Here is a 26,993-nt window from a genome sequence, read left to right as displayed (position 1 = left end):
ATATCGTCATTCGACTTTCAAATGCACGCGGCGTGCGAAGTAGTTTCCCAACATGCCTTTTTTGGGGTCGCCCTTGACTGATTCGCCACGGGTGAGCATGACCTGAAGTTCGATCTCGGCATCACTGGCGTCATCCCCGGCACGTAAGGTCATCGGAAGGGAGGTCAACTGCGCACCCGCGTAGGCTTCTACCGTGTCGCCTACGATACGGCAAGACGCGGGGAGATTCACCATCCAGCCTGGTGCGAACTTGTTGAGAGAACTGGGGTCGGGGATTTTCTTTGGGTCCACATAGATCCAGGCGTTGCGGTACGGTGAGAGTTCTTCTTTGGCGTCCTTCCAGCCGATGACTGTGAGAACTGTCTTCAGTTCGCCACGCTTCGCCGAAATTAAGAAAGTCCCATCCTCTTGCTTCAACGACTTCCCCGAGGACTTGTCGAGGATATCGATGATCAGGTTTGCCGAGTCCTTCCAAGGCCCTTCACTTTTGTGGCAACTCAGGCAATTCCGGGACGGGCTCAGAATGCCGACTGCTGGTGGATACGCCAGCGCGCAGGGGGTGCCCATCACCACCAGCAAGGCCAGCGAGCCGAGGGTGGACGGTCTCCAGTTGTGGATTCGACGATTTTTCATAGCGTGATTTCTTTCAAGAAGTGTTTGTATGTGTCTCAGGCGATTGGGCTTGGGACGAGGACTGGAGTTGCTTCAGATATTTGTGTGGCGCCCTCCGTCGCAGGCGGCTGGGCCGTAGGAAACACGGAAGGATTCGTTTTCGCAGATCCACGATTCCTCTGTCCAGTTGCCTCCGAACGGTTGCATTGCGATCGGGAAGGTCTTCCGCCTGGCCCTCCTCTGGGCGCGTGCCTGCTCGATACCTGTCATTGTGGAGCCGGCTTGAGCGGCAGGAAATGCGAGTTACCCTGGGCCGCATGTCGTCTCCGACATCTCCATCGATTTCAGGCGGCCTTCCAGCGCTTCCATTTTGGCTGTCATCGCCATATGAATCTCTTCTGTTTCTGCTTTACTCCGCGCCGGGTGTCATAGAATTCTGGGCTGGCTCTGCCGGATAGCCCTTGGTTGTCCAGTCACTATGCAAATTCGTTGGAATGTTAAGCACGCGGATGGCCTTGAAGCCGAGCCGCTTCAACGTGGTGTAAGCCGGGCGGATGTTGGGGCAATCTTTCAATGGACAGCATCCGCAATAGATCACGACCTCAGCATCTTTTGAGAGAGTGGCTGCGAGTCTTTCGAGATCCTGAATGCCTTCCGGCTTGTTTGCGGGGCCGGCAAACTTCGCGCCACGAATGTGCCGTTGCCGATACAGGAACGGAAACGCAACGCAAATGATCGGCGGCGCGATCTTGGCTTCGATTTGTTTGGCTAAGTCTGCTGGCGCAAGGAATTCGCTCGTCTTCCAGGGTTGTTCTGCAAAGAGGACAGGCGCGAGATTTGTCCAGCCCAGTCCGCATGCGGCACCGGACATGAGTTGTCGTCGATTCAACATTTTTTACGTTCTCCTTGAACTAAATTTGAGTTTGAGGCGCATCAACAGGTTCTCTACCCGCCATCTCTCCAGAAACGAATCGCATCTTGACTCGAATCTCCGGGTGTATGGAGAGGCTGACCGGGCAAAGCTTTGCCGCACGCTCCAACCGGCCGCGCTCCTCGACGCTGCAGTGTTGCGGGAGATGAATAGTGAGCGTGATCGAGCCAATCCGGCGGGGGCTTGCTTCCATTTCTTTTTCGATCTCGATATGGATTGCGGCTGACAGATCCTGTCGCTCCGCAACGAGTCCGATGGTGGTCAGTACACAGGACCCCAGTGCCGCAGCGACCAGGTCCGTTGGTGAGAAGGACAAGCCCTGACCGCCCCCACCCTTCGGTGGATCGGTAGAAAAGCTCACTCCCGATCCTTCGTGCTTCAGGCTGACCTGGCCTTGACCGAGATAGGTACCCAAAATCTTCAACTGGAATGTCCTCTCATTTCTTCTCAATTCTCAGTGTGTGACTGCCTAAACTCACCTGCATCAGGTGAGCTCCGGTACCGTTGTAGTTCTGGCAACGTCGCGAAGCACTTCCCTGCCGGGAAGCGTTTCTCTCATCATGACGACCGCGACCAAGCCAGACAGTATGGTGAGCGCTCCAACGGTGCCAATGGCCCAGCGGAGACCAAGCAGGTCGGCGATGACACCGGCAAGAAGGGCGCCAATCGCGTATCCACCATCTCTCCAAAGCCGATAAACGCCAACGGCGGTAGCACGCCATGAGGGGTGCGCTACGTCGCCGATGGTAGCGAGGAGAGTTGGATAGACCATCGCGGTGCCAATGCCTAGCAAGACGGAAGCGGCTGCCCAGGGAATCAATCCGGTCATGAGCGACAGACTGAGAATCGCCACTCCCTGGAGGAGCATTCCAGAACTAATGAATATCTTTCTTCCCCATCGATCACTCCATGCGCCAGTGAACATTTGGAAGATTCCCCACACCGCCGGATAAAGCGCGCCGATCATGCTGACCTCGCCAAGGCTCAGCCCTCCCCCTACGAAAAATAACGGCAGGAGACCCCATGCCATCCCATCATTGAGGTTGTTGACCATCCCCGCCTGACTCACGGAGAAAAGAGTGCGATCTTGCCAACTCGTCAGAAAGAAGATCTCCCGAAAGGAACGGTCTGCAGTGACCTGCCCACGGCCTTCCAGCGCAACGTGTGCGTGCGATTCCCGCACAAACACCACCGACAGAAGGAGCCCTAGAAGAGCTGTGATTCCTCCCACCCACAGCAACGCATAGCGTGCGCCATACACTCCGGTGAGATAACCGGTGAGCAGCGCTGCCCCGGAAACCGCGAGGTAACCGGCCGCCTCATTCAGGCCCATCGCCAGGCCGCGGCGCTTTGCGCCCACCAGATCGATCTTCATGATGACCGTCGTGGACCAGGCAAAGCCCTGATTCAGACCCAGGAACATGTTGGCGAGGATGATCCACGACCACGACGGTGCGAAGTAGAGGAGGAAGGGGACTGGAAGCCCGAATAGCCAGCCCGCAATCAGCACCCGCTTTCTGCCGAACTGGTCGCCGAGCCGGCCAGCGAACAAATTCGCTCCGGCCTTGACGAGCCCAAAGCTGGCGATGAAAGAGAGAATCGCGGCGCGTGACGCTAAACCGAAATCGTCCTGGGCGAGAAGAGGCAGAACCACTCGCTCCGCTCCAACCATGACGCCAACGAAGCTGTTGACGAGGACCAGGAGCGTGAACTGCTGCCAGTTCTCCCGGAGGCCGAGACGCACTTCGACTGGTGCGCTATCCAATGGCACAGCGATTGGCTCCTGCTTCCAGCTCCGTCAGGTCCCCAGCTGGTAGTTCCGCGCCCTCATTGAGTTCGACGATTCGTATGTAGTTCGGCGGAGTGGGCGGAATATGGGCCAGGATCTGTTCGACAAAGGATTCCTCTGATTCCATCCAGTGCCGAAGCCGTTCTGCCACCACATCGAGGCGCTCACGGATCGCTACGCCGTCGAACGCGGCAGGGGTGCCAGTATGTCCGGGAAAGACAAGCACGCCAGGGGCGAGAGCTAACAATTGCTGGACGGAGGTGTAGAGACGAGACGCGCGCGCACGGGCCTGGCCAGGATCGGCGTGCAAGTCTGGACGCCCGACGCTCGAAGTGAAGAGTGTGTCTCCCGTAAATAATGCCTCTCCATCCAGGAGGAAGGACATACTCTCCATGGTGTGTCCAGGCGTTGGGATTGCTTCCAGCTTCGCTGCGCCGATCCTGATCACCTCGTGAGCCGCTATGGAACGGTATCCAAAATGGACACGGTTCTGGGGCGGTAACAACAACTCGGCGCCCATTGCGTCGGCGAGTTGGCGTGAACGCGAAACATGATCGGCATGAATGTGGGTGTCAATCACGTAGCGAATCCGGAGACCCTGGCGTTCCGCCAGGGAACGATAAACATCGATTGGCAAAGAGGCGTCAATGACGGCGGCCTCTTGATTGGAGGAGATCAGATAGGAAAGACAACCCTTTCCTGTGCGCCGAACTTGAGTGACGTGAGCGTTGGTCAGGGCGACTTCGGCCGTATTCCAAGCCAGACTCCATGCCTTCATCCCGCCCGAGAGAGAAAATACATCCAGTCCTCGGCTCGTGAGTTCATCCGCGGCTCGCTCACTCATCTTGCCCAAATTGCACACCGTCACAATGGGCTGGCTGGCAGGAAGGATTGCATCGGAAAGCGCACTTGGTTGGTTGGCTTTCAGTGCTTCATATGCGTTGATGTGCAGGCTGCCGGGAATGGACCATTGTGCCCTGTCTTCTTCGTTTCTGACGTCGATGACTGTCACGGGACGCTTCTCTTCCAGCCACATACGGAGTAACTCCGCATCGATCTTTCTAGGCATGTAACTTCCCTCCGTAGTTTTCCACTCTGAGTGTTTGTGTTACTGCGCCTCCTGCGATTTTCCAATCAGGGAAACCACCATCCAGGCGATAGGCCTGGAATCCTCTGCTCGAAAGGAGGGCCGCTGCTTCATCAGCGAATACGCAGTACGAACCGCGACAATAGGCGATGATCGTTTTGTCTTTGGGGAGTTCCTTGAGACGGCCTGCGAGTTCGCCAATGGGAATCGAGCGTGCCCCGGCGATGTGACCGGCCTGGTACTCCACTGTTGGCCTGACATCCAGCAACACCGTGTTGCCATCTTTCAGACGGCGCTTCAGCTCACGTGCATCGATACCCTGCAACTTGCCGCGATCGACCAAATATGTGTCGACCAAGCGGCCTACTTCTGCCAGACGCGTCTCTCCAACTTCTCGCAACATCAACCAAAGACGGGTCACTCGCTCGTCCGCCAAGCGGTAGCGAATGAAGGTCCCATCCCGGCGTGTTTCGACAAGATGAGCTTGCCGGAGAACCTTAAGATGCTGGGAGGTATTCGCCACGGACTGAGAAGTCTCTGTGGCTAGTTCCTCAACCGACCTCTCTGCCTGCGCAAGCAAATCGATGATTTCCAGCCGCCGGTCGCTGGCCATCGCTTTGCCGATTCGCGCAAACTCGCCGAAAAGAGAATTCTTAAAGTCGCGCTTTGACTGAGCATCCATGTATCTATATTCAATAGAATACTTGAATAGATGTCAAGCACTCTAAAAGCTGCTCCATCTGTTGGGATTCGTAGTGGGGAAGGGCACAAACTCAGATCCATTTGCCGCTTCCTCGTTGCTAGTCCAGATGGTGCGTCAAATCAGAGTGAAAAGGAGCCCACCTTGATGCCTGTATGAGAACGTTCTTGTTCGATTCTGTGAATGAAGGCTGCCGAGCTGTGGAGCCTCAACAGGTTGTTCCCTTCAAATAGCTCACTCGGCTCACGAGGTGGGCCGATGTGATGGACCTGTACCTGACGGGCACTTAGGCTTCAGTACGACGCGGCGCTTGCGCTTGTTCATCCAAGGGAAGAAACGGTTCGAGAAGGAATGAGGAGGTGCAGCGTAGGCAAAAATCCGGGCACAGTGCTAAATCGAAGGTGGTTGGGATCGAGAGGGAAGGCGTTGTTTGGTGCACCCGGAGGGATTCGAACCCCCGACCCTTTGGTTCGAAGCCACTCCGTCTCGTCGAATCAATGGTTTAGCTATGAATCTACAAACTGCCCCAATTCACTATGGCTATTTCGTAATCGAGTGTTGGGCGAGATGACAGATACCACTTGTATCGGTGCATCTATGCAGAGAGTAGGCACAAAATCCGGCACAGTCGAGAATCTCAATAATGATGCCGTCCTGCACGCGCAATCTGGTCGATTGCTTGGGGCGGCAAGCAGTCGCTATTTATTTCTTCGGCTTAGGAGAGGTATTTTTTAACTGACCTTGGGTGAGTCTTTCGGGGTCTTTCTTTCTCGAATCCTCTAGAAAATTATGCCGAGATACAACTTGGCTATTCAGCTGCCGTTCTAGGTCGCGTCTCGCATCTCCTGCTACTCTTCCGCCAGATTCCGCGGCCTTGGCATTAGCGTTGAAGCCTTGAGCATTTGAGGCCTTCGCAATAGCGGTCGTGGATTTTTCGCCAAGCATCGTGAAAACCAACTCCAGGTCGGTCATATGGTCGCGCAGATTATGTGATGGCGATAGCCCCTTGAGGCGTTTGTGCTGGTCGGCGTCAAGATCGAAGGTTTTTTTTTGCAATGATGTTTGTGAGCCGACCGTATTCTCGGCCAGTGATCCCGCCTTTTTGCCATTGGTCGGTCAATTCCCGACGAACGACGATGCAACGGAGCCTTGCTTCAATCCAGTCGCTTGTGCGTCCCTGCGCCTGCCATAGCAGAATCGCTCGCTTGACTGCGATTTCAGGGTCTTGATACTCCTGAATGCGCTCATAGCCAACAGTCGCGAGCCACCGCTTGAAAGGCTCAGCTTTTCTGCTGGGAATAGACTGAATGATGCGAAGCGCCGTTTCCACTGTGACCGCATCTGTGAGGTAAAATTTCCCATCAGTTGACGCCATTTTCAGTTGTCCGATTTTAGCGGACAACTCAGTAAACCCTTCATTCTTAACGAGTTTTGCTTTTAAGTCACTCCAGTACTTGCTTGGGCGATCCGATTCGGACAACGCAGCAATAATGTCCACAATGGCAAAATGCCACTCGTTCTCGTGGAAGACTTTCCTTATGGTAATTCCCTCGAATAGAACTAGCTGGGCGTCTCCCTGTTCCACGGCTGCACCATTATCTTTCCCGAGGGGGCCCATATCTTTTGCGGCCCGACGCCGTATTTCTTCGATGGGGGTGTCTTCTGGCAGCAGGCTTGAAATGTCGATCGGTTTATCTGCCATAGTTAGCTCCTGATGCCGTCAGTGGTCTGGCGTGCAGCAATATTATTATGCCAAAGCGCCATACAGCGGAGGCAGGGTGCGCTTTCCTCTCCTCGCAGGGTACTTTCGTCGCACCGCTCTCTACTTGAGAGTGAAGCGGTGGACGTCAGGCTTAGAACTGCCACCTTGCGTCCCCCTTCCGGAACGGCTGACTGTGAGGGAACTATTGAGCTTGTCGACTACGCTGCGGATATTAGTTGAGCCAGCAAGTCATGATGGTCTCGACTTCCTCAGCGCACGGTAACGACGAGAGGGGGCCAATGAGCTAGCCTTCGGCTGCTATTGAGATTCAGATTGAAAAAACTATCTATCGATGCCTCTACGACGGTCCTCGTAGAAAATCACAGGATATTCACAGAACATTTCTCACTAGTATTGTTCTATTCTGCGGATGAAGGCCGCCTAGCTCCTGCAGGGCGAAGTGCGCGTGAACCTGACGCGCTGGCGGCTGATTCACATACAGGTTTCGGTGAGGTGCCGATGGGAAGTGTTCCTGAACTAGATGCCCGCGCAAAGCGGCAATTAGAACTTGATTGGAAGCTGCTGGTTGAAAAACATGGGATTCGTAATGGTTCGACAATATCGAGTGTTCGAATTCATTCCAGATCGCGGTTCGTTACGCCGGATGGTCCAGATTATGCCGGCGATCAAGCAAAAGTTGAAACGTCGATTTCGATTTCAATTGATAGATTCAATCAAGTCAGTCGACTCTACTTGGTGCTTTGGCGATCTTGCAATCTGCCTTACGAAGTGTTTGAGGGGTGGCTCTCAGGCGTTCAGGGACTTGTTGAAGCTGAAGTGTCTTCCCTCTGGGGCACAGATCTCCAACAATATGAGGAATGGTGGGCCCAGGCAGCGTGTGATGCTGTCCGGGTAGCCCTCAATAGCCTTCTCGACTTTTGGACGTTGAAAGCTCTTGAGATGGAGCGAGCTCGGTTTGACGCCGCACCTACTTCGACCCAACTGAGCCCTCGTGCGGTGAAGGAGGTTGAGCGAATAACAGGTCAAAAATTCCTCCAGGCTGAACGGACTTCGTTCCTGAAATGGGATGTAGCTGCTGAGTCGAAAGCTGTAAATGCTGCATGGAATGCCGCGGGAAAGCTATTCCCGAGGAAGTCCTATGTGAAACTTCCAGCGCCAGGGACGCCTATAGGGGGATTTGCGCTTTGCGCGGTACCTGTTCACTCAATTAATGCAACCCGGGCCGATGAAGCAGGTGAAGTCAGTTTGATCGACCCGCCGAGCAAAATTGATCATGTACAAGCTTCACTGCCTTCTAGATCGCTTGTGATTCATCTCGATTCAGAATCGCTAGTTAAGCAGGAAGCTTCGATATTCGATAGGACCCCGTCAGGCTCGCAGAGTCCAGAGGCATACAAAGACAAAAGCGACCGGGAGCTTTGGAGTGACTATCGCGAGACTGTCAGACTAAGGGATGGGAAGGCCCCGTCAAATCGTGTCATCGCCGGGTTGGTGCACCACGAATGGACCTCAGATACCTATCTGCGCCAATTCGCGGGCCGCAGTAAGAAGATGAAAAATGCTCTAGGGAAAGCACAACGCCAGAAGATCCGTGCATTTTTTATTCGAGAACTCACTACGAAGTAATTTCCTGATTTTCCTATTTTTCCTGATTTTTAGTGCTTGCATTCCCTTTCAGGAAAGTCAGTACAACCGTAGTCATGAGGAACAACTCATCTACGAATCCATCGATCAACGGCAGCCCTGAGAGGCTCCGATTCATTGATATTTCAGAAGCAAAGTCAATCTATGGCGGTTCACTCGCATGGTGGCGCAAAGCTGTCTGGCTAAAGAAGATGACTAGCTACCGGCGAGGTGGTCGAGTTGTATTCAAGCGCGAAGACTTGGACGCCTATTTCGAGGCCCATCGCATCCCTGCTGCTAGTGAGGCGGCATAGCGAATGGGAAAAACAAAAGACCCGCGGTGCGAACGCGGGCCATATAGCAACCAGACCTCTATTTTTCGCCAAGAATATTTCGATGTCAATGGCGCGGCTCTCTATCTACAAGATCGACATCAGCTCAGTTACACTCCCGAGGTACTTTCCGAATACGCTAAATTGCGCCGGTTAGGTCTCGGGCTATGGGGGCCGAAGCTTGAGGCCTCGGGGAAGTACTCTCTTCCAGCCCTGGATGAATTTGCGCGCGAGATTCGGAACGCGAAACGACGGCAAGGACTTCGCGTTGCCTAACCGCATTGTTCGCGAGAGCATTCTGACTTCCAGTGCAGTGAATGGTCTGTCTATCGAGTCAGAACTTGTCTACAGGCGCCTGATGTCAGTTGCTGATGATTTTGGCCGCTTCGATGGTCGGGCAGGCGTGATTCGAGCGTCTGCGTTTCCACTCCGCCTTGAGGAGTTTCCTGAAGCTCGTATTGAGCATTGCCTCGAAGAGATCGCCGCTGCGAAACTCATTCTGCGATATGAGGTCGACGGCAAACCCTTCATCGAGGTTCTGAAATTCAATCAGCGGACACGCGCGAATACCTCCAAGTTTCCGTCGCCTAGCAGACAGTCGACTGTCACTGGTCATACGTCTGACGGTCGCGTGACTGCCCCATGCCGGTCACCCGCGCACGGAGACGGAGACGGAGACGAATACGACTCTTCATTGAGAGTCCGTCAGTTCTTGGAACGGTACCCGAGGAAGACGGACATGGATGCCGCAGCCCGCATGTGGATCAGTATCGTGACAGCTGAGGATGAGCCTCGCGTTCTTACAGGCTTGGAGCGCTGGATCGATTCCGATGAATGGACTAAGGATGGTGGTCAGTGGATTCCGTCACCGGTCAAGTTCCTCGAGAAACGACGCTGGAAAGATCTGCCGAAGGATCGGCTGAACTCGACCCCCTTAATCGCCGCGGAGCCAATGATTGTCCGGGAGGAGCTGCGATGAAGGAATCTGCACTTGACCGAGTTGGGCTCCCCGCGAGCATCGATGCGGAGCGGATGACTCTGGGCTCGGTGATGGTGGATCCGGAGGTCTTGCCCGGAGTGGTGGCTGAACTCACTACTGACCACTTTTCAACGGAAAAGCATCGAAGGATCTTTCAATCGATGCTTCGCCTTTCAGAATTAGACGAGCGTATCGACCGGGTCACTTTGGCGAACGACTTAATGCGCCGCGGCGAACTCGAAAGCATCGGCGGTCTAAGCTACCTGATGGAACTCGATGAGGGAATTCCGCAGCGTTTGAACGTTTCTGGATATATCGGAATCCTTCGAGAGAAGTCTGCGCTTCGGGCGCTGTGTCATCTCGGAGCCTCGCTTTCTGAGCGGGCGGCCCTGGGCATCGAATGCGCCGAGGCGATCGCAACAGATACCGCAGAGAGGCTCACAGGACTTGTTGCAACGAACTCGTCAGGGATGCCTGCAACCGTTGCCTCCATCATTGAGGGCGCCGGCACGCAGATGCTGGGCCGCTCAATCGAGGAATCATCGAGAGGGATAGGACTGGGTCTCTGGCCGGAACTCTCCCGCCGGATGCCTGCGCTGCTCCCTGAGACGCTCTGTATCCTTGCTGCACCGCCGGCGGGAGGCAAGACTACCTTGCTTCTCAATCTCGTCATGCATGCCTCGCTCAGTGGGAAACACGCTATTGTTTTCTCGCTTGAGATGAGCGGAGAGGAACTCATCCGGCGGTGGGTGTGTGCTGGCGCGAAGATCAATTCACAGCATCTGTCGAAAGGAACGCTGAACGAGCAGGAGCAGCGAGAAGCCATCTTCCAATTGGGAGAGATCAGCGGACTCGCGATTCGCATCGATTCGGGCAACTCGGATACCCCAGCGAAGATCCGGGCCGCGGTACATAAAGTCCGACAAAAACAGCCCGTTGATTTGATCGCGATCGACTTCCTTCAACTCGTACAGCCAGGGAAAGGTGGACTGCGGGGCACAGAGGCGGCAGACTATGTTGCCTACCAGTTCAAATCCCTGGCGCGAGAATTCAAATGCCCGGTAATCGCGCTTAGCCAGTTCTCGAATGAAGGACTGGACGCCATGAAGGAAGGGCGGGTGAGCTTACGCTATGCCCGCAATAGCGGAGCCATTTACCAGGCCTGCGACTACGGGCTGATCCTCTATCCAAAGAAGCTGGGACCGGGCGAAGTAGTTTCTGAGTCCCGCATTCCGATGAGGCTCAAGATTGACAAGCACCGCAACGGGCCTGAGGGGGAGATCGACCTCCTCTGGGACAAGCCAAGATATCGCATCTTCGAGGCTGCTGAATGAACGCGAAGCGCAAAGGTACGAGGAACGAACATCGATCGATTCGTCTCCTTGAATCCCTTGGATATCAATGCACGCGAGCGGCTGCATCCCTGGGCGTTTGGGACATCATCGGCATCGGGAGCGCTGACCTGATCCTTTGTCAGGTCAAAACAAATGCCTGGCCAGGATCTGTCGAAATGTCTGTCCTCAAGAGGTTCAAGGCTCCAGCGAACGCACGAAAGATCGTTCACCGATGGCGGGACCGGCAAAGTCTGCCGGATGTCCGCGAAGTTTGAAAACAGAAAGGTAAAAGAACACAATGGCTATCGATCCAACAATTGCACTGAATACTCGCGGCATCGACCTGTCAAAAGGCATCGCTGGCGTCGCCAACGCCTACGATCAAGCCGCCGACAACAAGCTACGGCGCGAGTCCATGCGGCAGACTACCGAACTGCATGGCGCGCAGATGCGAAACATCCAGGCACAGGAAGAGGAGCGACGCCGCAAGCAGGCCCGAGAGACCGAGCTGCGGCAGGCGATGGAGCGCGGCGCGACGCCGGAGCAGATCACCGCGATCGATCCAGAGACCGGCCTGAAACTTGCCGAGGATAAGCGCAAGGCGGATCTGTCGGCGCTCGATCAGCAGATCAAGAAGCTCGAAGTTGCCAAGAAGCAAGCCGGAGCATTTGCGTCACTGGTTGGCGGCATGACCGAGCAGAACTATCACGAGACAGTTGGGCGTGCGGTGAGCATGGGCGTTATTCCTCCCGAGGTAGGCGCGAAGTACTTCCAGATGCCATGGACTGAAGTGCAGGGGCAGCTTCCGGCGCTTCAGAAACAGGCGCTCGACGCCAATCAGCAGATCGAACTGGGGTTCAAGGAGGCCGAGGAGGCGCGTAACGCAGCGGAGCACAAGGCCAAGTTGCCGGGGATGGCCGCTGACTCGAATCTGAAGATCGCAGAGTCTCAGGGGCAGAGGCCGATCCAGCCCGCCGAGCAGGCACGCCTGAATCAGTTGTCGAGCAACATGAGTGCTACCAAGCTTGCGATGCTCGCCGCTAAAGGTGATCCCGATGCTTTGAAGGCAATGGACCTCATCACTAAGCAGCACATCGCGGCGAGGCCGCCAGCTTCTCCGGGAATCCAACTGAGTTCCGATGCAGTTAATATGCTCGCCAGCAACGTAGCGGCAGGCGGACAGATGCCGAATCTTGGAAGGAACGCGGGCGGGGCAATTGGCCAAGTTCTGAATACTGCGGCAGCATCCAATCCCTCTATCAACCTGGCAGGAGCGAGAGCAGGTAATAAGGCTGACTCAGCATCACTGACAAATCTCCAAAAGCAGCAGGACGCGATAACGGCTTTTGAGAACACTGCGGGTAAGAACCTGGATCAGTTCCTTGAGACTGCAAAGGGAGTCATTGATACCGGATCACCTGCCCTTAATCTGCCAATCCGGATGGTGACTGAGAAGCTTGTAGGTAGTGACAAGATGACGGCTTTTCATGTGGCGCGGCAAGTCGCCGTGACTGAGATTGCAAAGGTCCTCAGTAATCCGGGTGGAAATGCTGTGCTCTCAGATTCGGCTCGTCATGAAGTGCAGCAGCTGATCGGACCCAACGCGACGCTGAAACAGATCTACCGTGCTGCTGAGATCCTCCGGAGAGACATGCGCAATCGACACGAATCAAATGAGGACCAGCTCAAAGAGATTCGAGGCAGGATCGGCTCGGGCGGTGGAGGGGCTTCTCTAGCTCCCCAGTCCGCTCCGAATTCGAAGAGAAAGCCACTTGCCGCGTTTGAGGGGAGCAAGTGATGACAGAAGGATTCGATATTGAAGCGGCGCGTCGAGAAGGATACTCCGAGAATGAAATCCTTGCGCACTTATCTAAATCCAGGAACTTTGATCTCGACGGGGCAAAGCGAGAGGGCTATTCGGCAGAAGAGATTCTCCGTCATCTGGCCAGGACGCCGCTTTCCCAGGTCTCGAAGCCATCTGTAACGCCGAAGGAAGAACCAGGTTTTGGCAGCAGACTCTACGATTCGACGATAGCGCCGCTGAAGGCAGTCGTAGATCGCTATGCGGAGACGCCGGGTAGTAGCCCATACGTGAGGGCTACGAAGACGACGGGTGGCATCGCTGGCAATATTGCCCAGGCAGCTTTCGATCGGTACAAGGAGAACCCGCAGAAGACCAACAATCCTTTTGCCCGGGCGACAGATGCGGTGTTTGGGCCGACAGTCGATCTCATCTTCGATGACTTGAAATCCGGAAACTACGCCGGCGCTGCCGGTACGCTCACCGGTGGGTTACTCACTGCTGGGCTCCCGAAGCTTCTTGGCAAAGTCGGCGCCAAAGCGGGCCCGCTTCTTGAGAATACGAGCGAGGCACTGAAGAGCTCAGCTTATGGCCAGTACGCAAAGGCGTTGAACCCGACGACCAAAGCAAACAAGTTCCTTTCGAGTCGTGAGGTTGCACCGGGGTTAGTGGATCGAGGCGTCACGGCGCTGAGCCTGAAGGGGCTCAAGGGGCGAGCCGAAGGCCAGCTCTCCCGCTTGGGTGCCGCAATCGGCGACGCCTGGGATGATCTTCCTCCTGGCTCAGCGACCGAGCTCGAGCCGTTGATGAAGAAGATCCAAGCGGAGGTTGATGGTACGCATACGGTCGAGGCTGCTGGAAAACGTATCCCCAAAGGCCCGGAAGCTCGGAGAGCGATCGCGAACCTCAACGACCTCCAAGAAACACTCCTGGATGTCGCTGAGTTGAGCCCCTCAACTGGGCGTCTTGAGATTGGAGTCGACAAGCTGCGCAGTCTAAGGCAGTACTTTGACGGAGTCGCTGCAAAGAGTGGGCGATATGAAGGCCGGGCCCTGGCAGATGCAAGTACTCAAGAGGCCCACGGATTGGCAGCAGACGCGATTCGTGAAGAGCTTGCAAAGCAGTTCCCGGACATTGCCGTCATTAACAAGGAGTATTCCTTCTGGAAGAATGTTGATCGCGTCGTTGGGGATACATTACTGCGGCGCGAGGGGCAGGCGAAACCACTTGGGCAGAAACTTGCTGCTGGCGCTGGCGCAATTGTAGGTGGCGCGAAGGCTGGACCGAAGGGCGCGATTCTTGGCGGCAAAGTTGGCCAACTCTTTGAGGCAACCGTAAGTAGCCCAGGGTGGGCAACAGCCAGCGCAGTCCTGAAAGACAGATTGGCAAAGGCTCTTGGGAGTGGCAGTTCGGCCCAGATTGATTACTACCTTCGTCGGATCGGGAGTGGCGCGCGAGCTACTGCCGTTGCTGGCGCGAAGTCGGATGGAGCCAACTTGAGGACGGAAGGACAAGACAAATGAGTCGACGATCGATAATGGCACCGCAAAAGCCGGAGCCGTCTCATCCTGAAGTAGTCCAACTGGACGATAACTGTAGACTCAAGAACCGGTGCCAGACGGCGGAAAAGTTGCTCCTCGACATCCCGGAATCATTTGGAATTCGAAATCTGGACGTGGCTCAGTATCTCTATGGACAAACATTCAGTGCGCTTGCAACCGTGGGGCGAAGTGATCCGGCAGACATCGAAGAGCTCGATAAGGTCGCATTGTCGGTTCGACTGTTAGTGGAGATGAAACCCGAAGGCGTGCTGGAGGCGATGCTCTGCAATCAAATGATTGCGACCCATGATGCGGCGATGGCGATGATGCAGGCAGTTCCCCACAGGGATGGCGGGATTCACAGGCAGGAGTCAGGATTGACCAACGGAGCTAAGTTGATGAAGCTCTTCGCGGAGCAAGTCGAGGTCTATCAGAAGTTGAAGGGCCAAGGCACTCAGCAGCGAGTCACCGTCGAGCACGTTCACATCCATGAGGGCGGTCAGGCAATGGTAGGCAATTTTGAGCAGCCTATCGGGGGGCGGGGGAGGGGTGACAAGGAGAAATGAACGAAACACCCTACGAAACCCGGAATGGCTGGCTCAAGAACGGAAATCGACCCGGTCAGCCAAATCTATCCCCGCGATGCGGCGCGCGGACTCGGGCTGGTCGGTCATGCCGTTCTCCTGCAATGCTCAATGGCCGTTGCCGGATACATGGAGGACTTAGCACGGGCGCGCGGACTGAAGATGGCAAACAGCGGATCCGCCGAGCGGTGACAACGCACGGCCTACGGACGAAAGAATCGCTTCGGCAGCGGGGAATGGTTCGGCGGCTACTTTCTGAGTGGGCGCACCTACAAAAACTGCTTCAGTGATGAGTGCTTGCAATGCGGGTCACGTCAGATGTCGAAGCGCCGCTCCAACTCTGCCCAGGAACGCCAGGGTTCACGCCAGTTCTTCTGCTTCGCCAACCAGGCATAGTAGCTCCCTCCGGTATCGGCGGGTAGATTCATCCACTGGTCGTAGAATGGGCCCTTCGGATTTGGCCATTGGTCCAGGCCCTTCCGATATCTGGCGCGCTTCCGAATCCATGCCATCCCCAGAACCATTGACGCTACAAGTAGAAAAAGCACGACGAGTTTGCCTAACACTGGTGGCTCCAGTCTGATTCAGGCTGTTCTGTCATGGTGCGGTGACCGTACAGTCGCGTGCTCCTAAGAGTTGCCGGTCGCATCGCTCGTTGCCTTCGAGGGCTTCTTTCGGGCGCGGACCTCTCCAGTAGCTTTCTTTTTTGGCGTTGCAGGACGTTTCGCTTCACGGGCGGCCACGGCGCGTTTCGCGCGCTCGCTTCGCTGCTCTGGGGTCATCGTCTCCAGCGAGCGCTTTCCGCCAATCTTGCCGCCTCTGGAGCCCATCTCTCGCATCACTGCGGAGATTGTCTTCTCGTCCATGACCCCAGTCTAAAGCGCTTTTGATTTGAATACAATTTTTGCCATTGACATCTAAAGCGCTTTAGATAGAATCTAAGCATGAAAGTGATCGGCTATATCCGGGTGAGTACAGACAAGCAGGCTGACAAGGGCGTGTCGCTAGAGGCACAAGAAGCCAAGATCCGCGCAATGGCTGCCGTGCAGGATTTGGAAGTCTCAGAGATCATCGTCGACGGCGGTGAATCGGCTAAGAGTCTCAGCCGTCCAGGGATGGACCGATTGCTTTCAATCGTGGATCGCGGAGAGGTTGATTGCGTGATCATTGCAAAGCTCGATCGGCTAACGCGTTCCGTAAAGGATCTGGCCACGCTTCTCGAACGTTTTCAAAAGCGAAACGTCGGGCTTGTAAGCGTATCCGAGAGCCTGGATACGAAGAGCGCGGCTGGTCGACTCGTGCTCAACATCATGGTTTCTGTCAGCCAGTGGGAACGGGAAGTGATTGGAGAGCGAACCCGTGATGCGATGCGTCACAAGAAGTTGAAAGGCGAGAGAATTGGCGCGATTCCGTTTGGCTCGCGCCTGGCGGCAGATGGCAAACACCTCGAAGAGGATGAACGCGAGCAGGCAATGCTCCAGCGGATCAGGAACCTGAAGGCCGCAGGGCTATCACTTCGCGCGATCGCCGCTGAGCTTAACTCGCAAGGATTCCGCACTCGCAAGGGTACGGCCTGGCAGCATACCTTCGTTGCGGCGATGGCCGCCTGATGCGTGCCTTCAACTGAACGACGAAATGCACCCTACTCAAGTTTTCAGTCCTGCCGGGAGTGCATTGCCTACACCGGCAAATATTCACATCCAAATTAAAGACCAACAAATCCAGAGAGAGACTAATGAGCCAACAGCAAAAGGGCGGACTTTTCCTTCATTTCAATCCCGAGTGTGAAGACTGGGCGACTAACCACCTATCCAAACGGGAGGCCGATTTCCTCATGGCTGCCTACCAAACCTATGGCCTATGCAAGGAGGACCGCGCAACAGACCGGCATGAGAACCTTATCGTCTCCCTTGTCGAAGCCTTTCAATCGGGCGAATTGAACGCAACATTTATCAGAAGGAACTTTGCCGAGTTCTGCCAGCTTGAGAAGATCGCGGTCGAACACGAATCAGAGACCCATCAGCCAGCACGCGAGAGTGCAGGGCGAGGCGGCGTACTGTGGGAAGTCGGGGGAAGACGGTGGGACCTGAACGACAAGGTATTGCAGCTTTGCTTCGCCTCAAATTGGGCTTATCTTAGATGCACCAACGAAGCGAGTGCTGAGGAACACTTCATCCTCGATATGCTGACTACTTTTGAAGCACGACGGCTTGACCCGAACATGGTCGCCTCGCTCTACGGTCAGTACGTCAATCGGTGCAACCTGAGAGATGAAACACAAGATCCAATCCCTCTCTTCCTAGTTCCGGAGGATTCTCAGCGCGCCACCGGTGCGCTATCCAGCAGTGATATCTCAAATCTCTTTGCCGCGACGGTCGGCTCCGGGGCTGGACAGTTGAAAGAAAGCTCTGGACGCTGTGAGCAATTGAGTACTGCTGAACTTGTAGTTCTCAGAAATGTGCTTGATACATTGCGTACCGAGGGTTCAGCGGAGTTGAGTGACGAGGGTGACAAGAGCGACTGGGGATTCTTGATTTCGCGCAGCGGAATTGTTCAGTTGGCGAGTGCTGAGGTCATGGGACATCTGCGCGCTGCATTAGATGCGGTATGCTCCGACCGCGGATGCTTAACGCCGATGGAGGAGCTCATCAGTAACCTGCTTTCCTTTTATTCTGATGGTCGGCTTGATACAAGGCGCATTGAATGGGCATTCAAGGAGTACCGTTCTAATGCGAGGCTACAACAGGAAACCCTCCAAACACTCGCGAAGACCTGCCCCCAAATCTTGCGTCAGGCGCTTGCCGAGGTCGATGCGGTGACCGTTTGATGAGTGTCTATAAGCGAGGCAACACCCAGTGGTACCGCTTCGTTTGGGAGGGCCGGGAAATCCGGCTCTCCACGAAGCAGGGGAATAAGCGCATTGCGGAGCAGATGGAGGCTGCGCACCGTACGAGTCTTGCAAAGGGTGAAGTCGGTCTCCGTACCGCCAAAAAATCGCCCGTTCTGCGTGAGTTCGCAGAAGGCGAGTTCCTCGCCCATATCCGTTCCCACTTTGGGGAGAAGCCTGCCACGATCCAATACTACGAAGCTGGCGTGAAGATGCTGATAGGCTTCAAGCCGCTTGCAGGACTTCGCTTAGACGAGGTCAGCGCTGAAACCGTGAACAAGTTTGTGCAGCACCTTAAGGGCTTGAATTTTGAGGTGTCGACAATGAACCGAAAGCTGCAGGTGCTCCGACGTGTGTTCAAGCTTGCACGAGAGTGGGAACGCTCTGCTCGGGCTCTTCCGATCGTGAGGATGCTGCCTGGTGAGAAGCGCCGGGAACGCGTTCTCTCTTTGGAAGAGGAACAGTCCTACCTGAAAGCGGCCGCAGATCTTGGCGACGGCATGATTTCCGCGCACGAAAGAGCTTGCAAAGGAATTCGCGCGACGCAGAGAGGGCTGGAGCCGATCAAGCCGCGAGATCCATACCTACTCCATCACTTGGCTGTCGTTCTCGCAGATTGCGCACTGAGGCCTGAGGAAGCGTATCGATTGAGATGGTCGGAATACCGCGATGGCTCCCTATATGTTGCTCATGGAAAGACTGCAAATGCACGTCGCGTCATTCCTGTGACGGAGCGAGTGAAAGCAGTACTCGACATGCGCACTCGTTCAGAGACTAGTGAATGGGTGTTTGCCGCGCCGACGAAATCCGGCCACGTCGAACAGTCAACCGTAAAGAAGCAACACGCCAAGGCTTGCAAGGCCGCGAAGGTCGTTCCGTTTGTCTTGTACACCTTCCGGCACACCCGACTTACGAGGTGGGCTGAAGTGATGGACCCCTACACGCTGGCGCACTTGGCGGGGCATTCAGACTTCAGTACAACGCGGCGCTATGTGCATCCGAGGGAAGAAACGGTACGGGAAGCGATGAGAAAGGCCGAAGAGGTGCAGACTAGGCACAAATCCGGGCACAGTGCCAAGTCGGAGGAGTTTGGGGCTGAGAGGGATGGGGAGCTAATCAACTGAAGGGGAAGGGGTTGAAATGGTGCACCCGGAGAGATTCGAACTCCCGACCCTTTGGTTCGAAGCCAAATGCTCTATCCAACTGAGCTACAGGTGCACGTAGATTTAATATAGCGAAGTGTTTGGACTTCGGCCAGCGAATCTCCATTGCGTTCGATTTCGCTGTTGCGATCCCAGAAACGGACAACACTTTTGATTGCCTCTCTCCTCCTTTCAGTGACTTAGCTTGGTGACGAAGGTGCATGTGCAAGCAACCACAATGTTTGCCCAAGAATTTCGCCATTCTCTCCGAGCACTCCAGCGTAGTTTTGGGTTTGCTTTGACTGCCGTACTGACCCTTGCCATGGTATTGGGACCAGTACGGCCATGTTCATGATCGTTGATTCCGTACTCCTGCAGCCGCTGCGCTATCGGGATAGCGGACGGTTGGTCGCAGTCTGGGAACAGGTTCAGACACTAGCCTTGGGTCCCATTGGTCCGAATCCGCGCCATGTGGATTTCTGGACGAAGCGTTCGAAAACGATCGAATCCTTTGCCTTTGGTGCAGCAGGCTTCCATCCGGTCTCTCCATTCCCGGAGCGGATCATCCGCAGCTTGGTCGGCGTGGGTGAGTGCTTCTGCCGAACTCTTCAATACCCTGCAGGTGAAGCCCCTGCTCGGACATGGCTTTCTGCCCGAGCAGGGATTGGAGGCCCGGATTCTGTGGCGGTGTTGGAAGCTACTCTCTTTGGCAGAAACTCTTTTTGGTGGTGATCCTCAGATCATCGGGAAGACCGTCAGGCTTGGCGAGGTTTCGAGGCAGGTGGTGGGCGTGCTTCCCCCTCAGTTTCACTTCCCCAAACCGGAATGCACTCCGCGCCTTCCAATCGAAGCAAACAGCCAGCCACGTGCCGGAGCCGTCCATTTTCGTCCCGTTGCTTTTGATTGGAAGGGATTCAGCTGGAACGGCGAATATGGGAACTGGGTGGCGCTGGCCCGGCTGCGGACGGGAGTCCGGATGCAGACCGCACAATCGGAACTGGATGCGATCGAGGCACAGTTGGTTGCCTCGATCCCGACTAGCCGCCCGGGGGCCCTACGGGCTTTCCTGCAACCTTTACAGCATGCCGTCGTCCGAGCGTCATCGGAGATCGCACGCACAGTTCCCATATTCGCCGTTCCAGCTGAATCCCTTCCAATCAAAAGCAAGGGGACGAAAATGGACGGCTCCGGCACGTGGCTGGCTGTTTGCTTCGATTGGAAGGCGCGGAGTGCATTCCGGTTTGGGAAGTGAAACTGAGGGGGAAGCACGCCCACCACCTGCCTCGAAACCTCGCCAAGCCTGACGGTCTTCCCGATGATCTGAGGATCACCACCAAAAGAGTTCTGCCAAAGAGAGTAGCTCAACACCGCCACAGAATCCCGGGCCTCCAATCCCTGCTCGGGCAGAAAGCCATGTCCGAGCAGGGGCTTCACCTGCAGGGTATTGAAGAGTTCGGCAGAAGCACTCACCACGCCGACCAACTGCGGATGATCCGCTCCGGGAATGGAGAGACCGATGGAAGCCTGCTGCACCAAGGCAAAGGATTCGATCGTTTTCGAACGCTTCGTCCAGAAATCCACATGGCGCGGATTCGGACCAATGGGACCCAAGGCTAGTGTCTGAACCTGTTCCCAGACTGCGACCAACCGTCCGCTATCCCGATAGCGCAGCGGCTGCAGGAGTACGGAATCAACGATCATGAACATGGCCGTACTGGTCCCAATACCAATGGCAAGGGTCAGTACGGCAGTCAAAGCAAACCCAAAACTACGCTGGAGTGCTCGGAGAGAATGGCGAAATTCTTGGGCAAACATTGTGGTTGCTTGCACATGCACCTTCGTCACCAAGCTAAGTCACTGAAAGGAGGAGAGAGGCAATCAAAAGTGTTGTCCGTTTCTGGGATCGCAACAGCGAAATCGAACGCAATGGAGATTCGCTGGCCGAAGTCCAAACACTTCGCTATATTAAATCTACGTGCACCTGTAGCTCAGTTGGATAGAGCATTTGGCTTCGAACCAAAGGGTCGGGAGTTCGAATCTCTCCGGGTGCACCATTCAACCCCTTCCCCTTCAGTTGATTAGCTCCCCATCCCTCTCAGCCCCAAACTCCTCCGACTTGGCACTGTGCCCGGATTTGTGCCTAGTCTGCACCTCTTCGGCCTTTCTCATCGCTTCCCGTACCGTTTCTTCCCTCGGATGCACATAGCGCCGCGTTGTACTGAAGTCTGAATGCCCGCCAAGTGCGCCAGCGTGTAGGGGTCCATCACTTCAGCCCACCTCGTAAGTCGGGTGTGCCGGAAGGTGTACAAGACAAACGGAACGACCTTCGCGGCCTTGCAAGCCTTGGCGTGTTGCTTCTTTACGGTTGACTGTTCGACGTGGCCGGATTTCGTCGGCGCGGCAAACACCCATTCACTAGTCTCTGAACGAGTGCGCATGTCGAGTACTGCTTTCACTCGCTCCGTCACAGGAATGACGCGACGTGCATTTGCAGTCTTTCCATGAGCAACATATAGGGAGCCATCGCGGTATTCCGACCATCTCAATCGATACGCTTCCTCAGGCCTCAGTGCGCAATCTGCGAGAACGACAGCCAAGTGATGGAGTAGGTATGGATCTCGCGGCTTGATCGGCTCCAGCCCTCTCTGCGTCGCGCGAATTCCTTTGCAAGCTCTTTCGTGCGCGGAAATCATGCCGTCGCCAAGATCTGCGGCCGCTTTCAGGTAGGACTGTTCCTCTTCCAAAGAGAGAACGCGTTCCGGCGCTTCTCACCAGGCAGCATCCTCACGATCGGAAGAGCCCGAGCAGAGCGTTCCCACTCTCGTGCAAGCTTGAACACACGTCGGAGCACTGCAGCTTTCGGTTCATGTCGACACCTCAAAATTCAAGCCCTTAAGGGTGCTGCACAAACTTGTTCACGGTTTCAGCGCTGACCTCGTTAAGCGAATGTCCTGCAGCGGCTTGAAGCTATCAGCATCTTCACGCCAGCTTCGTGTATTGGATCGTGGCAGCTTCTCCCCAAAGTGGGAACGGATATGGGCGAGGAACTCGCCTCTGCGAACTCACGCAGAACGGGCGATTTTTTGGCGGTACGGAGACCGACTTCACCCTTTGCAAGACTCGTACGGTGCGCAGCCTCCATCTGCTCCGCAATGCGCTTATTCCCCTGCTTCGTGGAGAGCCGGATTTCCGGCCCTCCCAAACGAAGCGGTACCACTGGGTGTTGCCTCGCTTATAGACACTCATCAAACGGTCACCGCATCGACCTCGGCAAGCGCCTGACGCAAGATTTGGGGGCAGGTCTTCGCGAGTGTTTGGAGGGTTTCCTGTTGTAGCCTCCATTAGAACGGTACTCCGTTGAATGCCCATTTCAATGCGCCTTGTATCAAGCCGACCATCAGAATAAAAAGGAAAAGCAGGGTTACTGATTGAGTCCTCCATCGGCGTTAAGCATCCGCGGTCGGAGCATACCGCATCTAATGCAGCGCGCAGATGTCCCATGACCTCAGCACTCGCCAACTGAACAATTCCGCTGCGCGAAATCAAGAATCCCCAGTCGCTCTTGTCACCCTCGTCACTCAACTCCGCTGAACCCTCGGTACGCAATGTATCAAGCACATTTGCTGAGAACTACAAGTTCAGCAGTACTCAATTGCTCACAGCGTCCAGAGCTTTCTTTCAACTGTCCAGCCCCGGAGCCGACCGTCGCGGCAAAGAGATTTGAGATATCACTGCTGGATAGCGCACCGGTGGCGCGCTGAGAATCCTCCGGAACTAGGAAGAGAGGATTGGATCTTGTGTTTCATCTCTCAGGTTGCACCGATTGACGTACTGACCGTAGAGCGAGGCGACCATGTTCGGGTCAAGCCGTCGTGCTTCAAAAGTAGTCAGCATATCGAGGATGAAGTGTTCCTCAGCACTCGCTTCGTTGGTGCATCTAAGATAAGCCCAATTTGAGGCGAAGCAAAGCTGCAATACCTTGTCGTTCAGGTCCACCGTCTTCCCCCGACTTCCCACAGTACGCCGCCTCGCCCTGCACTCTCGCGTGCTGGCTGATGGGTTCTCTGATTCGTGTTCGACCGCGATCTTCTCAAGCTGGCAGAACTCGGCAAAGTTCCTTCTGATAAATGTTGCGTTCAATTCGCCCGATTGAAATGGCTTCGACAAGGGAGACGATAAGGTCTCATGCCGGTCTGTTGCGCGGGTCCTCCTTGCATTAGGCCATAGTGTTGGTAGGCAGCCATGAGGAAATCGGCCTCCCGTTTGTATTAGGTGGTTAGTCGCCCAGTCTTCACACTCGGGATTGAAATGAAGGAAAAGTCCGCCCTTTTGCTGTTGGCTCATTAGTCTCTCTCTGGATTTGTTGGTCTTTAATTTGGATGTGAATATTTGCCGGTGTAGGCAATGCACTCCCGCAGGACTGAAAACTTGAGTTAGGGTGCATTTCGTCGTTCAGTTGAAGGCACGCATCAGGCGGCCATCGCCGCAAACGAAAGGTATGCTGCCAGGCCGTACCCTTGCGAGTGCGGAATCCTTGCGAGTTAAGCTCAGCGGCGATCGCGCGAAGTGATAGCCCTGCGGCCTTCAGGTTTCCTGATCCGCTGGAGCATTGCCTGCTCGCGTTCATCCTCTTCGAGGTGTTTGCCATCTGCCGCCAGGCGCGAGCCAAACGGGAATCGCGCCAATTCTCTCGCCTTTTCAACTTCTTGTGACGCATCGCATCACGGGTTCGCTCTCCAATCACTTCCCCGTTCCCACTGGCTGACAGAAACCATGATGTTGAGCACGGAGTCGACCAGCCGCGCTCTTCGTATCCAGGCTCTCGGATACGCTTACAAGCCCGACGTTTCGCTTTTGAAAACGTTCGAGAAGCGTGGCAGATCCTTTACGGAACGCGTTAGCCGATCGGCTTTGCAGATGATCACGCAATCAACCTCTCCGCGATCCACGATTGAAAGCAATCGGTCCATCCCTGGACGGCTGAGACTCTTAGCCGATTCACCGCCGTCGACGATGATCTCTGAGACTTCCAAATCCTGCACGGCAGCCATTGCGCGGATCTTGGCTTCTTGTGCCTCTAGCGACACGCCCTTGTCAGCCTGCTTGTCTGTACTCACCCGGATATAGCCGATCACTTTCATGCTTAGATTCTATCTAAAGCGCTTTAGATTGTCAATGGCAAAAATTGTATTCAAATCAAAAGCGCTTTAGACTGGGGTCATGGACGAGAAGACAATCTCCGCAGTGATGCGAGAGATGGGCTCCAGAGGCGGCAAGATTGGCGGAAAGCGCTCGCTGGAGACGATGACCCCAGAGCAGCGAAGCGAGCGCGCGAAACGCGCCGTGGCCGCCCGTGAAGCGAAACGTCCTGCAACGCCAAAAAAGAAAGCTACTGGAGAGGTCCGCCGCCCGAAAGAAGCCCTCGAGGCAACGAGCGATGCGACCGGCAACTCTTAGGAGCACGCGACTGTACGGTCACCGCACCATGACAGAACAGGCCTGAATCAGACTGGAGCCACCAGTGTTAGGCAAACTCGTGTGCCTTTTTCGTACTTTGTAGCGTCAATGGTTCTGGGGGATGGCATGGATTCGGAAGCGCGCCAGATATCGGAAGGGCCTGGACCCAATGGCCAAATCCGAAGGGCCCATTCTACGACCAGTGGATGAATCTACCGCCGATACCGGAGGGAGCTACTATGCCTGGTTGGCGAAGCAGAAGAACTGGCGTGAACCCTGGCGTTCCTGGGCAGAGTTGGAGCGGCGCTTCGACATCTGACGTGACCCGCAGTTGCAAGCACTCATCACTGAAGCAGTTTTTGTAGGTGCGCCCACTCAGAAAGTAGCCGCCGAACCAATTCCCCGCTGCCGAAGCGATTCTTTCGTCCGTAGGCCGTGCGTTGTCACCGCTCGCGCGCGTCCGCTGTTTGCCATCTTCAGTCCGCGCGCGCCCCGTGCTAGAGTCCTCCATGTATCCGGGGAAAAACAACGGCCATTGAAGAAACACTGCATGTGACGAACGGCATGACGCGACCAGAGCCCGATGTCCGCCCGCGCCCGCCATGCGCGGGAAGAGTTGTGGCTGACCGGTCGGATTTCGTTCTTGTGATGCGCACTCTCTTCACCAAAACCCTGGTTTCGTAGGTTTCGGTTCATTTCTCCTTGTCACCCCTCCCCCGCCCCCCCCGATAGCCTGCTCAAAAATTGCCTACCATTGCCTGAACGCCTCATGGATACGCGAAGCCGGCTCCGCTCGACTGGCTGAACTCCGGCTGCCTGAGCTTCGTGAAGCCCGTCCTCCTTTCATGGACACTCAACTTCTGATAGATACCTCGACTTGCTCCGCGAAGAGCTTTCATGCAACTTAGCGTCCGTGGTCCAATCCTGACTCCTGCCTGTGAATCCCGCCATCCTGTGGGGAACTGCCTGCATCATCGCCATCGCCGCATCATGGGTCGCAATCATTTGATTGCAGAGCATCGCCTCCAGCACGCCTTCGGGTTTCATCTCCACTAACAGTCGAACCGACAATGCGACCTTATCGAGCTCTTCGATGTCTGCCGGATCACTTCGCCCCACGGTTGCAAGCGCACTGAATGTTTGTCCATAGAGATACTGAGCCACGTCCAGATTTCGAATTCCAAATGATTCCGGGATGTCGAGGAGCAACTTTTCCGCCGTCTGGCACCGGTTCTTGAGTCTACAGTTATCGTCCAGTTGGACTACTTCAGGATGAGACGGCTCCGGCTTTTGCGGTGCCATTATCGATCGTCGACTCATTTGTCTTGTCCTTCCGTCCTCAAGTTGGCTCCATCCGACTTCGCGCCAGCAACGGCAGTAGCTCGCGCGCCACTCCCGATCCGACGAAGGTAGTAATCAATCTGGGCCGAACTGCCACTCCCAAGAGCCTTTGCCAATCTGTCTTTCAGGACTGCGCTGGCTGTTGCCCACCCTGGGCTACTTACGGTTGCCTCAAAGAGTTGGCCAACTTTGCCGCCAAGAATCGCGCCCTTCGGTCCAGCCTTCGCGCCACCTACAATTGCGCCAGCGCCAGCAGCAAGTTTCTGCCCAAGTGGTTTCGCCTGCCCCTCGCGCCGCAGTAATGTATCCCCAACGACGCGATCAACATTCTTCCAGAAGGAATACTCCTTGTTAATGACGGCAATGTCCGGGAACTGCTTTGCAAGCTCTTCACGAATCGCGTCTGCTGCCAATCCGTGGGCCTCTTGAGTACTTGCATCTGCCAGGGCCCGGCCTTCATATCGCCCACTCTTTGCAGCGACTCCGTCAAAGTACTGCCTTAGACTGCGCAGCTTGTCGACTCCAATCTCAAGACGCCCAGTTGAGGGGCTCAACTCAGCGACATCCAGGAGTGTTTCTTGGAGGTCGTTGAGGTTCGCGATCGCTCTCCGAGCTTCCGGGCCTTTGGGGATACGTTTTCCAGCAGCCTCGACCGTATGCGTACCATCAACCTCCGCTTGGATCTTCTTCATCAACGGCTCGAGCTCGGTCGCTGAGCCAGGAGGAAGATCATCCCAGGCGTCGCCGATTGCGGCACCCAAGCGGGAGAGCTGGCCTTCGGCTCGCCCCTTGAGCCCCTTCAGGCTCAGCGCCGTGACGCCTCGATCCACTAACCCCGGTGCAACCTCACGACTCGAAAGGAACTTGTTTGCTTTGGTCGTCGGGTTCAACGCCTTTGCGTACTGGCCATAAGCTGAGCTCTTCAGTGCCTCGCTCGTATTCTCAAGAAGCGGGCCCGCTTTGGCGCCGACTTTGCCAAGAAGCTTCGGGAGCCCAGCAGTGAGTAACCCACCGGTGAGCGTACCGGCAGCGCCGGCGTAGTTTCCGGATTTCAAGTCATCGAAGATGAGATCGACTGTCGGCCCAAACACCGCATCTGTCGCCCGGGCAAAAGGATTGTTGGTCTTCTG

Annotated in this window: 29 protein-coding genes and 2 tRNA genes; 14 read left to right on the top strand and 17 right to left on the bottom strand. The window is 55.5% G+C overall.

What is annotated here, in order from left to right:
• Positions 1 to 6 precede the first annotated feature (6 nt).
• The 8 genes from M017_RS0100485 to M017_RS26075 all read right to left on the bottom strand — a co-directional run bounded on the left by M017_RS0100485 (position 7) and on the right by M017_RS26075 (position 6,821).
• Entirely contained in the window at positions 7 to 633 is a 627-nt protein-coding gene (locus M017_RS0100485) for a hypothetical protein (RefSeq protein WP_031494924.1), read from the bottom strand.
• Positions 634 to 1,021: 388 nt separating this feature from the next.
• Positions 1,022 to 1,504: a rhodanese-like domain-containing protein gene (locus M017_RS0100480; protein WP_238325767.1), complete on the bottom strand. Its 483-nt coding sequence runs from the start codon at positions 1,502 to 1,504 to the stop codon at positions 1,022 to 1,024.
• Between the two features lie 19 nt (positions 1,505 to 1,523).
• Positions 1,524 to 1,967 (bottom strand): OsmC family protein, encoded by a 444-nt coding sequence (locus M017_RS0100475; protein WP_051669381.1) that lies wholly within the window; start codon positions 1,965 to 1,967, stop codon positions 1,524 to 1,526.
• Positions 1,968 to 2,027: 60 nt separating this feature from the next.
• Positions 2,028 to 3,314 carry an MFS transporter gene (locus M017_RS0100470; protein ID WP_051669380.1) on the bottom strand — a complete coding sequence of 429 codons (1,287 nt, stop codon included), beginning with the start codon at positions 3,312 to 3,314 and terminating at the stop codon, positions 2,028 to 2,030.
• Entirely contained in the window at positions 3,301 to 4,401 is a 1,101-nt protein-coding gene (locus tag M017_RS0100465; RefSeq protein ID WP_031494919.1) for an MBL fold metallo-hydrolase, read from the bottom strand. The genes M017_RS0100470 and M017_RS0100465 overlap by 14 nt, the downstream gene beginning before the upstream one ends.
• Entirely contained in the window at positions 4,394 to 5,101 is a 708-nt protein-coding gene (locus tag M017_RS0100460) for an ArsR/SmtB family transcription factor (RefSeq protein ID WP_051669379.1), read from the bottom strand. The genes M017_RS0100465 and M017_RS0100460 overlap by 8 nt, the downstream gene beginning before the upstream one ends.
• A gap of 720 nt (positions 5,102 to 5,821) precedes the next feature.
• Positions 5,822 to 6,175, bottom strand: coding sequence for a hypothetical protein (locus M017_RS29805; RefSeq protein WP_202901591.1), 354 nt, complete (start codon positions 6,173 to 6,175; stop codon positions 5,822 to 5,824).
• Entirely contained in the window at positions 6,150 to 6,821 is a 672-nt protein-coding gene (locus M017_RS26075; protein ID WP_202901590.1) for a BRO-N domain-containing protein, read from the bottom strand. Before M017_RS26075 ends, M017_RS29805 begins: the two co-directional genes overlap by 26 nt.
• A 333-nt stretch (positions 6,822 to 7,154) precedes the next feature.
• Between M017_RS26075 and M017_RS29005 the strand changes: the two genes are divergently transcribed.
• From M017_RS29005 to M017_RS30515, 8 genes are all read left to right on the top strand, one after another.
• Complete coding sequence (locus M017_RS29005) at positions 7,155 to 8,468, top strand: hypothetical protein (RefSeq protein WP_155121142.1); 1,314 nt, start codon at positions 7,155 to 7,157, stop codon at positions 8,466 to 8,468.
• A 546-nt stretch (positions 8,469 to 9,014) separates the two neighbouring features.
• Positions 9,015 to 9,776, top strand: a complete 762-nt coding sequence (locus M017_RS27225; RefSeq protein WP_031494913.1) for a hypothetical protein — start codon at positions 9,015 to 9,017, stop codon at positions 9,774 to 9,776.
• On the top strand, positions 9,773 to 11,110 hold the full coding sequence (locus M017_RS0100430) for a replicative DNA helicase (protein WP_031494912.1): 1,338 nt from the start codon (positions 9,773 to 9,775) through the stop codon (positions 11,108 to 11,110). Before M017_RS27225 ends, M017_RS0100430 begins: the two co-directional genes overlap by 4 nt.
• A gap of 298 nt (positions 11,111 to 11,408) precedes the next feature.
• Entirely contained in the window at positions 11,409 to 12,908 is a 1,500-nt protein-coding gene (locus tag M017_RS0100420) for a hypothetical protein (RefSeq protein ID WP_031494908.1), read from the top strand.
• Complete coding sequence (locus M017_RS0100415; RefSeq protein ID WP_031494906.1) at positions 12,908 to 14,434, top strand: hypothetical protein; 1,527 nt, start codon at positions 12,908 to 12,910, stop codon at positions 14,432 to 14,434. The genes M017_RS0100420 and M017_RS0100415 overlap by 1 nt, the downstream gene beginning before the upstream one ends.
• 14 nt (positions 14,435 to 14,448) lie before the next feature.
• Positions 14,449 to 15,018, top strand: coding sequence for a hypothetical protein (locus tag M017_RS27220; RefSeq protein ID WP_051669378.1), 570 nt, complete (start codon positions 14,449 to 14,451; stop codon positions 15,016 to 15,018).
• Between the two features lie 24 nt (positions 15,019 to 15,042).
• Positions 15,043 to 15,228 (top strand): hypothetical protein, encoded by a 186-nt coding sequence (locus M017_RS30050; protein ID WP_031494903.1) that lies wholly within the window; start codon positions 15,043 to 15,045, stop codon positions 15,226 to 15,228.
• Entirely contained in the window at positions 15,141 to 15,326 is a 186-nt protein-coding gene (locus M017_RS30515) for an HGGxSTG domain-containing protein (protein ID WP_420313846.1), read from the top strand. The genes M017_RS30050 and M017_RS30515 overlap by 88 nt, the downstream gene beginning before the upstream one ends.
• A gap of 24 nt (positions 15,327 to 15,350) precedes the next feature.
• Here the strand turns inward: M017_RS30515 and M017_RS0100400 are convergent, their stop codons facing one another.
• Together M017_RS0100400 and M017_RS0100395 are read right to left on the bottom strand one after the other, a co-directional pair.
• On the bottom strand, positions 15,351 to 15,548 hold the full coding sequence (locus M017_RS0100400; protein WP_155121140.1) for a hypothetical protein: 198 nt from the start codon (positions 15,546 to 15,548) through the stop codon (positions 15,351 to 15,353).
• A gap of 117 nt (positions 15,549 to 15,665) precedes the next feature.
• Complete coding sequence (locus tag M017_RS0100395) at positions 15,666 to 15,902, bottom strand: hypothetical protein (RefSeq protein WP_031494899.1); 237 nt, start codon at positions 15,900 to 15,902, stop codon at positions 15,666 to 15,668.
• Between the two features lie 78 nt (positions 15,903 to 15,980).
• On the opposite strand from M017_RS0100395, the gene M017_RS0100390 reads away from it, so the two are divergent.
• From M017_RS0100390 to M017_RS0100380, 3 genes are all read left to right on the top strand, one after another.
• On the top strand, positions 15,981 to 16,646 hold the full coding sequence (locus M017_RS0100390) for a recombinase family protein (protein WP_031494898.1): 666 nt from the start codon (positions 15,981 to 15,983) through the stop codon (positions 16,644 to 16,646).
• A 125-nt stretch (positions 16,647 to 16,771) separates the two neighbouring features.
• On the top strand, positions 16,772 to 17,863 hold the full coding sequence (locus M017_RS0100385; RefSeq protein WP_031494897.1) for a hypothetical protein: 1,092 nt from the start codon (positions 16,772 to 16,774) through the stop codon (positions 17,861 to 17,863).
• A complete protein-coding gene (locus M017_RS0100380) occupies positions 17,863 to 19,047 on the top strand; it encodes a tyrosine-type recombinase/integrase (protein ID WP_031494896.1) in 1,185 nt (394 codons plus the stop codon). Before M017_RS0100385 ends, M017_RS0100380 begins: the two co-directional genes overlap by 1 nt.
• 17 nt (positions 19,048 to 19,064) lie before the next feature.
• Here the strand turns inward: M017_RS0100380 and M017_RS0100375 are convergent.
• The 3 genes from M017_RS0100375 to M017_RS0100365 form a co-directional block, all read right to left on the bottom strand.
• A tRNA-Arg gene (locus M017_RS0100375) sits at positions 19,065 to 19,141 on the bottom strand.
• Between the two features lie 359 nt (positions 19,142 to 19,500).
• Entirely contained in the window at positions 19,501 to 19,677 is a 177-nt protein-coding gene (locus M017_RS28995; protein WP_155121139.1) for a hypothetical protein, read from the bottom strand.
• A gap of 195 nt (positions 19,678 to 19,872) precedes the next feature.
• Entirely contained in the window at positions 19,873 to 20,880 is a 1,008-nt protein-coding gene (locus M017_RS0100365) for an ABC transporter permease (protein ID WP_155121138.1), read from the bottom strand.
• A gap of 162 nt (positions 20,881 to 21,042) precedes the next feature.
• On the opposite strand from M017_RS0100365, the gene M017_RS0100360 reads away from it, so the two are divergent.
• A tRNA-Arg gene (locus M017_RS0100360) sits at positions 21,043 to 21,119 on the top strand.
• 111 nt (positions 21,120 to 21,230) lie between these two features.
• Here the strand turns inward: M017_RS0100360 and M017_RS0100350 are convergent.
• Together M017_RS0100350 and M017_RS0100335 are read right to left on the bottom strand one after the other, a co-directional pair.
• Positions 21,231 to 21,758, bottom strand: coding sequence for a tyrosine-type recombinase/integrase (locus M017_RS0100350; protein ID WP_238325954.1), 528 nt, complete (start codon positions 21,756 to 21,758; stop codon positions 21,231 to 21,233).
• Between the two features lie 2,139 nt (positions 21,759 to 23,897).
• Entirely contained in the window at positions 23,898 to 24,206 is a 309-nt protein-coding gene (locus M017_RS0100335; protein ID WP_031494886.1) for a recombinase family protein, read from the bottom strand.
• A 79-nt stretch (positions 24,207 to 24,285) separates the two neighbouring features.
• Between M017_RS0100335 and M017_RS0100330 the strand changes: the two genes are divergently transcribed.
• Together M017_RS0100330 and M017_RS28990 are read left to right on the top strand one after the other, a co-directional pair.
• Positions 24,286 to 24,522, top strand: a complete 237-nt coding sequence (locus M017_RS0100330) for a hypothetical protein (protein ID WP_031494885.1) — start codon at positions 24,286 to 24,288, stop codon at positions 24,520 to 24,522.
• Positions 24,523 to 24,691: 169 nt separating this feature from the next.
• Positions 24,692 to 24,841 carry a hypothetical protein gene (locus M017_RS28990; protein ID WP_155121137.1) on the top strand — a complete coding sequence of 50 codons (150 nt, stop codon included), beginning with the start codon at positions 24,692 to 24,694 and terminating at the stop codon, positions 24,839 to 24,841.
• 524 nt (positions 24,842 to 25,365) lie between these two features.
• Here the strand turns inward: M017_RS28990 and M017_RS0100320 are convergent.
• Together M017_RS0100320 and M017_RS29605 are read right to left on the bottom strand one after the other, a co-directional pair.
• Positions 25,366 to 25,824: a hypothetical protein gene (locus tag M017_RS0100320; protein ID WP_031494884.1), complete on the bottom strand. Its 459-nt coding sequence runs from the start codon at positions 25,822 to 25,824 to the stop codon at positions 25,366 to 25,368.
• A 14-nt stretch (positions 25,825 to 25,838) separates the two neighbouring features.
• The coding region (locus M017_RS29605) for a hypothetical protein (protein ID WP_035957559.1) at positions 25,839 to 26,993 on the bottom strand (1,155 nt) is incomplete at its 5' end.

Source organism: Bryobacter aggregatus MPL3, from assembly GCF_000702445.1.
GTDB classification, from domain to species: Bacteria; Acidobacteriota; Terriglobia; order Bryobacterales; family Bryobacteraceae; genus Bryobacter; species Bryobacter aggregatus.
The sequence above is the reverse complement of the archived record's forward strand: the minus strand, read 5'-3'. Positions and strand labels throughout refer to the sequence as shown.